Below are 7,657 nucleotides of genomic sequence, written 5' to 3' on the forward strand. Positions count from 1 at the left end.
TTGTCTGTGTCGAAGGCCGATCTGGCCGTGGTCGCCGAGCAACTCGGACGTGAGCCCCGCGGCGTGCTCGATGTCAGTTATCGCACACCCGACGGGGCGCCCGCCGTCGTGAAAACGGCGCCGCGCCTGCCCGACGGCACGCCGTTTCCCACGCTGTACTACCTGACCGATCCGCGGCTCACCGCCGCGGCGAGCCGGTTGGAATCGTCGGGGGTCATGAAGACCATGACCGAGCGACTCCTCGTCGACGAGGAACTGGCCGCCGCCTACCGCCGCGCCCACGAGAGCTACCTTGCCGAGCGCGACGCCATCGAATCGCTCGGCACCGATTTCACCGGTGGCGGGATGCCCGACCGGGTGAAATGTCTGCACGTCTTGATCGCGCACTCGCTCGCGAAGGGGCCCGGCCTCAACCCGCTCGGCGACGAAGCGGTCGCCCTGGCCTGTGACGCGGGCCTGAGGGGGACGGCGCTGCCCGCGGATTGGCCGGTCTACGACGGAGGCGAGCCGTGACCCGGGTCGCCGCGGTCGACTGCGGCACGAACTCCATTCGACTGCTCGTCGCCGATCCTGTCGTCGGCCCGGAACGGTCGGGGGAGCTCCGCGACCTGCACCGCGAGATGCGCGTGGTGCGTCTCGGCCAGGGCGTCGACGCGACCGGCCGTTTCGCCGACGAAGCCATCGAGCGCACTCGCGCGGCCCTCGGCGACTACGCGTCGACGATGCGCGATCTGCGTGTCGAACGCGTCGACATGGTCGCCACCTCCGCGACGCGCGACGCGGCGAACCGCGACGAGTTCTTCGCGATGACCGCCGAGCTGCTCGGCACCGTGGTGCCCGGCGCCGTCGCGCGGGTCATCACCGGCGACGAGGAGGCCCGGCTGTCCTTCCGCGGTGCGGTCGGGGGCCTCGATCCCGAATCCGGTCCGTTCGCCGTGACAGATCTCGGCGGCGGATCCACCGAACTGGTCGTGGGGGACGGCAGCGGTGTGCACGCCGCCTACTCCGCCGATGTCGGCTGTGTGCGCACCACGGAGCGTTGTCTCTCCGGCGACCCGCCGTCGTCCGGGGAGATCGCGGCGGCTCAGGAGTTCATCGCCGAACGGCTGGCCCCGGCGTTCGATGCCGTCGACGTGTCGCGTGTGCGCACGTGGGTGGGTGTCGCGGGGACGATGACGACGCTCGCCGCGCTCGCGGCGGGCCTCACCGAATACGATCCCGACCGGATCCACCTGTCGCGCATCCCGCTCGACAAGCTGTACGACGTCTGCTGGGACCTGGTCGCGATGCCCCGGGACCGTCGGGCGGCGCTGGGGCCCATGCATCCGGGGCGCGTCGACGTCATCGGGGCGGGTGCGCTGGTCACCGACGCCTTGGCCGGCCAGATGGTCGCGCGGGCCGGTATTGGCGAGCTAGTGGTGTCCGAGCACGACATCCTCGACGGTATCGCTCTGAACCTGCTCGACTGATCCCGCCGAGTGGGCACCTCACCCCCGCCGAGTGGGCACCTCACTTACGCCGAGTGGGCACCTCACTTACGCCGAGTGGGCACCTCACCCCCGCCGAGTGGGCACCTGACCTGCGGGTGCCCCTGAATATCGGGTCAGGCCGCGTGCGTGGTGTCGAGGCTCGGAGCACCCCGATCGAGATTGATGTTGTTGCAGGCCTCGCACACGGACTCGGGCACGAGGCCGATGCGCTGCAGGTAGCCGAAGGTGATGCAGCCCAGGCAGATTCCGAAAGCGAACTCTAGGAACGCCGCGACGATCAGCAGGCCGATGGTGATTTGGGCGGCCAATCCCCAGCCGGCGAGACTGAACACGGTGGCGACGAGGCCGAAGACCAGTCCGACGGTCTGCGCGAAGCGCTTCGGTGGTCCGGGGACCAGCTTCTCCTTCTTCCAGATCTTGGGCACGATCACATGCACTGCCAGCCTGCCGAACGGCGAGTACTTCGGTCCGCCGGCGACCCGCAGCGCGAAGCCCAGCGCGAGGAGCGCGTAAAGCCACCACTGGTTGACGACGATCGACGCGACAGCCAGCACGATGACCAGACCTGCCGTCGAACGTGCGGCATAGTCGTTGACCGGGTTGGGGAAAGCGAATGCCTCGCGCACCGATGCCATGTCATACCTCCAGAATCTGCTCAGTCTGTCCGCGACCCGCGTGGGCGTCGACAGACCTGCTCCAGATTAGCCACGATGCAGAAGCCGTGCGCAGTTGGATTCATGCTGGGCCAAACCCTGACATGCCTGGTCAGCGGTGTCGGGGAGCTGTCCACTCGGTGCAGATCAGGTGCCCACTGGGCGGGGGTGGGGTGCCCAGTCGGCAGAGGTGGGGTGCCCACTGGGCGGAGGTGAGGTGCCCAGTCGGCAGAGGTGGGGTGCCCACTCGGCGAAATGCCTGGGGGTGAGGGACTATCGCAGGCGGGCGGGACTAGCGACGGGCGGCGGCTCGCTCGCGAAAGTAGTGCCAGCCGAATCCGTAGGAGACCAGCGTCGCGACGCCGCCGATGGCCAGCAGCGCCGGAACGAACCAGGCGACGAAGAAGAGTGCGCCGTCGTCGATGTTGTACTGCGACGTCATGCCGAGGTAGGCGACGACCAAGCCGACGAGCAGCAGCACGGTGAGCACGGTCGCCGCCGCCGCGAAACCGCGCGCGATGGGGCTGACCCCCGACAGTGCGGCAGCGATGAGCGCCGCGATGCTGAGCGGGACCCCGATGATCGCCATCCAGATCAGCGTCCACCCCAGCGAGTTCATGTGGAAGTGCGTGTCGATGTAGGTGATCGCGACGACGATGACGAGGTACAGCAGGGTGATCCCGCTGACGACCGCGGTGCCGACGATCGACAGGGTGACCGCGAGCGGCCTGGTCACGACGGCCCGGCCCGCCGCCGACGGGAGTGTTGCGGGCGGGTACGGAGGGGGTGAGACGGGTGGATGGGGCGGAGGGCCCTCTGGCCCGCTCACCGCTCCTGATCCTCGACGGGTGCCTCGATGGCCTTACGCTGCGGCGACCTGGTGATCTCGGCGCTTTCGCCCGGCCCCGCGTCGAGTTCACCGGTCTCGAACTCGTCGTCCAGCTCTTCGACGTCTAGCCCGTCGTCGAGATGTTCCTGCGCCAGCCGGTCCAGTCGCTCCGCGTCTGCCTTGGCGCGTTTGGCCGCCTCACGCATCTCGAAACCGTCGGTGACGAGGTCGCCGATCTCGCGTGCGACGTCGGCGACGGCGCCGGTGATGATCGTTGCGATCCTCCCGACGCGCGTCGCCGTCGTCTGCACGACTTCCTGCGCGATGTCCTTGTTGCGCTCGAAGCGGTCGAAATCGACCTCTCGAGGCCGGCGCCGCTCGATGTCACCCTGCGGCTTGTCGTCGCTCATAGCCGATCACAATACTCGCTGTCGACGAGTCAGCCGGCTTTCGCGGCGGGTGCGCGCTCGATGTTGACGACCAGATCGTCGTCGTCGTTCGTCCACGAGTTCGGCAGGCTCAGCTTGGCGATCTTCTTCCACGTCGAGCCGAGCTGGCCGCGCAGGCTGCCGGTGTTGTAGGGCATGCCGTAGCGCTCGCAGATGGCGCGGACCTCCGGGGACATCTCCGGATACCGGTTGGCCGGCACATCCGGGAACAGGTGGTGCTCGATCTGGTGACTCAGGTTGCCGCTCATGATGTGGAAGAGCGGGCCGCCGTCGATGTTGGCCGAGCCGAGCATCTGCCGGATGTACCACTCGCCGCGGGTCTCGTTGGCGCATTCCTCCTTGCTGAAGGTTTGCGCGCCGGTCGGGAAATGGCCGCAGAAGATGATCGAGAACGTCCACAGATTGCGGACGAGGTTCGCCGACGCGTTGCCGAGCAAGGTCGGGACGAACAGGGGACCGGTCAGGGCGGGGAAGATCAGGTAGTCCTTGAGCACCTGCTTGCTGGCCTTGCGCCACATACCCTTGACCAGGCCCTTGACGTCGGACCATTTGCGCTCGCCGGCCGCGATCCGCTCGACCTCAAGGTCGTGCAGCATGACGCCCCACTCGAACAGCAGCATCAGGCCGGTGGCCCATGCCAGGTTGCCCAGGTAGTAGGGGTTCCACTTCTGGTCGCGGTCCATGCGCAGGATGCCGTACCCGACGTCGCGGTCCTCGCCGACGATGTTGGTGAAGGTGTGGTGCATGTAGTTGTGGCTGTGCTTCCACTGGTCGGCCGGGCACACGGTGTCCCACTCGAACTCGCGCGAGTTGTAGGTGTCCTCGCGCATCCAGTCGTATTGGCCGTGCATGACGTTGTGGCCGATTTCCATGTTGTCGAGGATTTTCGACGCGCCGAGCATGCCGACGGCGGCGAGCCACGCGGGCGGGAACCAGCCGAGGTACATGAGTGCGCGGCCGCCGACCTCGAGTCCGCGCTGGGCGCGGATGACCTTGTAGATGTACTCCCTGTCCGAGTCGCCGACATCGGCCATGATGCGGGCGCGCAGCTCTTCGAGCTCACGGCCGATCGCCTCGACCTGTTCGTGAGTCAGGTTGACCTCCTTGATGGGGGCCGCCTTCTTCTCGTTCTTCGCCTTGGCTTCGTAGCGGTCGCTGATCTGAATAACCATGTTCTTAAACCTCGATTTCCACGTCGCCAACAGGGGTGTTGACGCAAAGTTGAATGTGCTTGTCGGCCTCGGAGTCGGTCTCCCCGGTAAGGATGTTGCGGGTGCAACCGGACTTCTTGACCTTGGTGCAGGAGAAGCAGATCCCCATCCGGCAGCCGCTCTCCGGGGACAGGCCCGCCGCCTCGGCCTGGTCGAGGATCGTGCGGCCGTCGTTGGCGGCGGTGATCCCGGACGAGGTGAAGCTCAGCTCGCCGGTCGTCGGCTCGTTGGGGTCGATGACCGGAGCCGTCGCCAAACTGAACGCTTCGCTGTGGAGGCGATCACCGAGACCGGCGGCTTCGCAGTGCTCGCGCACGGCGGTCATCAGCGACGCCGGGCCGCAGACGAAGATCTGGGTGTCACCGGTGGTGACGTCGGCGACGTGCTCGCCGGTGAAGTGGTCCGGCGAGGCGCCCCTGGTGTAGTGCAGGCGCAGGTCCAGGTTCGGATAGAGCGCTGCGAGGTTGCTCAGCTCCGACGCGTACGCCACGTCGTCGGCGCTGCGGGCGTAGTGAACGAATGTCATTGCGCCCTGGTAGTTCTGGGCGACGAGCGTACGTAGCATTGAGAGTACAGGTGTAATGCCGGAGCCGCCGCTGATGAAAACCATTGAGCCGCCGGGATTCTCCGGCAGGGTGAAGTCGCCGGCCGCCTGGTCGAGTCCGACGACCATGCCGGGCCGCGCGTGCTCGCGCAGATGGCGTGAGACGAAGCCGTCGTCGTGGGCGGTGATCGTCAGCTCGATGTCGTCGTTGCGTCCGCCCGCGGCGTTCGCCGGGGAGAAGCAGCGCATATGGCGAACACCGTTGATAACGGTGCTGAGCTGCACGAACTGTCCCGACTTGTGTCCTTTCCACTGGCGAGTCGGGCGCAGGGTGAGGGTCACGGTGCGGTCGGTCGCGCGCCGGACATCGATCACCTGGGCGCGCAGGTCGCGCCAGGTGATCATCGGGTCGACGAGTTCGAGATAGCGGTCGACGGGGTGGGGTGCGAGGGCGGCCTGGACGACCGAGCCCATGAAGTTGGAGAGTCGGGTGCTCATTCGTTGTGCCTCCTTGGTTGGGGCCTGGGGTCTGCGAATGTCTGAGGCTGTTTCACAGTTACAGTGAACGTATGTACACCAAAAAGTGTGCCATACGTATCCGCTGTTTCGTCAAGGGGAAGTCCTGTGATGGCCGTCACCGCCGTACACTCAACGCTTGTGACTCCGGCCGATGAAACCCGTGATGCACCGCGCACGGGGCGTGCGCGGAGCGGATCGTCGCGCGGGTCGTCGCGCCGGCAGGCGAGGGAACCGGAGTCGCGCGCGGAGAAGAAGAACCGCACGCGTCAGGCGCTGCTCGACACCACGATGGACTTGGTCGCCGACCGCAGCTTCTCCGGGCTCAGCCTGCGCGAAGTCGCCCGCGGCTCGGGGATCGTCCCGACGGCGTTCTACCGGCACTTCACTTCGATGGAAGACCTCGGCGTCACCCTCGTCGAAGACTCGATGCGCGTGTTGCGCCGCACCCTGCGCGAAGGCCGGCGCGACCTCGCCGCCCGCAAGGCTCTGCCGACGGCGACGAATTCGCTGGAGATCCTGCTCGACCACGTGCGCGACAACGAGGCACAATTCCGATTCCTCATCCGGGAGCAGCACGGCGGGGTGCCGGAGATCCGGCGCGCCATCGACACCGAGCTGCGGTTGTTCTCCAAGGAATTGGCGATCGATCTGGCGCGGATCCCGGACATGGCGGCCTGGACGCCCGACGACCTCGAACTGGTCGCCGACCTGATCGTGACCATCATGCTCACCGCCGTCGCCGACCTCCTCGACGGCGAGTACCGCGGTGCCGCGGTCGAGGACGAGGTGGTCGACCGGGCGAAACGCCAGCTCGTCATGGTGTTCCTCGGCATGACCCGCTGGGATCCGCAGCGATCGGGCTGACCGCCCGCGGCCGACGATTCATCGAGCGGGTGGGTGCGGGCGTATTAGTCTGCATCCATGGCTGACGGAGACCGGACCGGAACGACGTTCGGCCGGTACGAGGTGGGCGAACTGCTCGGCCGCGGCGGCATGGGGGAGGTGTACCGCGCCGTCGACACCGAGAAGGATCGCACGGTCGCGCTGAAGCTGCTGCCCGCGGTGCTCGCCGGCGACGACACCTATGCCGAGCGGTTCCGCCGCGAATCGCGGACGGTCGCGCGCCTGGGTGAGCCGCACATCATTCCGATCCACGACTTCGGTGAGATCGACGGCACGCTCTTCCTGGACATGCGGCTGGTGGAAGGAGCGGATCTGCGTGCGGCGATCCGCGGCTCGGGCAAGCTCGCGCCGGCGCGGGTCGTGGCCGTGGTCGAGCAGGTGGCCGCCGCTCTCGATGCGGCGCACGACGCCGGGCTGGTGCATCGTGACGTCAAACCGGAGAACATCCTGCTGACGCCCAACGACTTCGCCTATCTGGTCGATTTCGGCATCGCGCGTGCGGCCGACGGCGCCGAACCGCATCTCACCCAGCTGGGCACGGCCATCGGGTCCGTCGCCTACCTGGCTCCGGAACTCTTCGACGACCGGGAGGCCACCGCGGCGAGTGATGTCTACGGGCTGGCCGTCGTGGCGTACGAGAGCCTCACCGGGCGCGTGCCGCACCCGGGCGCGACGCAGGCGTCGGCGATCAAGTCGGCGTTGCTCACCGATCCGCCGCCGCCGAGTTCCCTCGACCAGAGCCTCCCTCTCGGCTTCGACGAGGTCGTCATGCGCGGATTGGCACGCGATCCGGCGCATCGTTATGCGACGGCGGGTGAGTTCGCCGCGGCGGCACGCGCCGCTCTCGACACCGCTTCGGCGTGGAGCCCGACGACGGTCACCCGTTTCCCGGCCGCCGCTGCGCCCGCGGGCGTCACCGCCGAGACACCCGTGACCGCGGCCCCGTTGCCGAACCCGAGCGGGCCGGTGACCCATCCGAGCGGTCCGGTGTACCCGACCGGACCGATGTACCACCCGCAACAGCGACAAGGTCCGAGTTACGGGCGCGGGGCGATCACC

General features: G+C 67.6%; 9 protein-coding genes. 4 read left to right on the forward strand and 5 right to left on the reverse strand.

Annotated features, from left to right (window positions below; genetic code table 11):
* Together GOARA_RS15765 and GOARA_RS15770 are read left to right on the forward strand one after the other, a co-directional pair.
* Window positions 1-513, forward strand: coding sequence for a DUF501 domain-containing protein (locus GOARA_RS15765; protein WP_007323409.1), 513 nt, complete (start codon window positions 1-3; stop codon window positions 511-513).
* Complete coding sequence (locus GOARA_RS15770; RefSeq protein WP_007323410.1) at window positions 510-1,469, forward strand: Ppx/GppA phosphatase family protein; 960 nt, start codon at window positions 510-512, stop codon at window positions 1,467-1,469. The genes GOARA_RS15765 and GOARA_RS15770 overlap by 4 nt, the downstream gene beginning before the upstream one ends.
* A 134-nt stretch (window positions 1,470-1,603) precedes the next feature.
* On the opposite strand, the gene GOARA_RS15775 is transcribed toward GOARA_RS15770, so the two are convergent.
* The 5 genes from GOARA_RS15775 to GOARA_RS15795 form a co-directional block, all read right to left on the reverse strand.
* Window positions 1,604-2,125, reverse strand: a complete 522-nt coding sequence (locus GOARA_RS15775; protein WP_007323411.1) for a DUF4395 domain-containing protein — start codon at window positions 2,123-2,125, stop codon at window positions 1,604-1,606.
* Between the two features lie 310 nt (window positions 2,126-2,435).
* On the reverse strand, window positions 2,436-2,879 hold the full coding sequence (locus tag GOARA_RS15780; protein WP_040523670.1) for a hypothetical protein: 444 nt from the start codon (window positions 2,877-2,879) through the stop codon (window positions 2,436-2,438).
* Between the two features lie 89 nt (window positions 2,880-2,968).
* Entirely contained in the window at window positions 2,969-3,382 is a 414-nt protein-coding gene (locus GOARA_RS20645) for a hypothetical protein (protein ID WP_007323413.1), read from the reverse strand.
* 29 nt (window positions 3,383-3,411) lie between these two features.
* Window positions 3,412-4,593: a fatty acid desaturase family protein gene (locus tag GOARA_RS15790; protein WP_007323414.1), complete on the reverse strand. Its 1,182-nt coding sequence runs from the start codon at window positions 4,591-4,593 to the stop codon at window positions 3,412-3,414.
* A 4-nt stretch (window positions 4,594-4,597) separates the two neighbouring features.
* A complete protein-coding gene (locus GOARA_RS15795) occupies window positions 4,598-5,674 on the reverse strand; it encodes a ferredoxin reductase (protein ID WP_007323415.1) in 1,077 nt (358 codons plus the stop codon).
* 129 nt (window positions 5,675-5,803) lie between these two features.
* Here GOARA_RS15795 and GOARA_RS15800 point away from each other — a divergent pair, with 129 nt between their 5' ends.
* Entirely contained in the window at window positions 5,804-6,559 is a 756-nt protein-coding gene (locus GOARA_RS15800) for a TetR family transcriptional regulator (RefSeq protein ID WP_007323416.1), read from the forward strand.
* Between the two features lie 57 nt (window positions 6,560-6,616).
* Window positions 6,617-7,657, forward strand: a 1,041-nt coding sequence (locus tag GOARA_RS15805; protein ID WP_007323417.1) for a serine/threonine-protein kinase, incomplete at its 3' end; no start/stop codon positions are given.

It is taken from the genome of Gordonia araii NBRC 100433 (assembly GCF_000241265.1).
Taxonomy (GTDB): domain Bacteria; phylum Actinomycetota; class Actinomycetes; order Mycobacteriales; family Mycobacteriaceae; genus Gordonia; species Gordonia araii.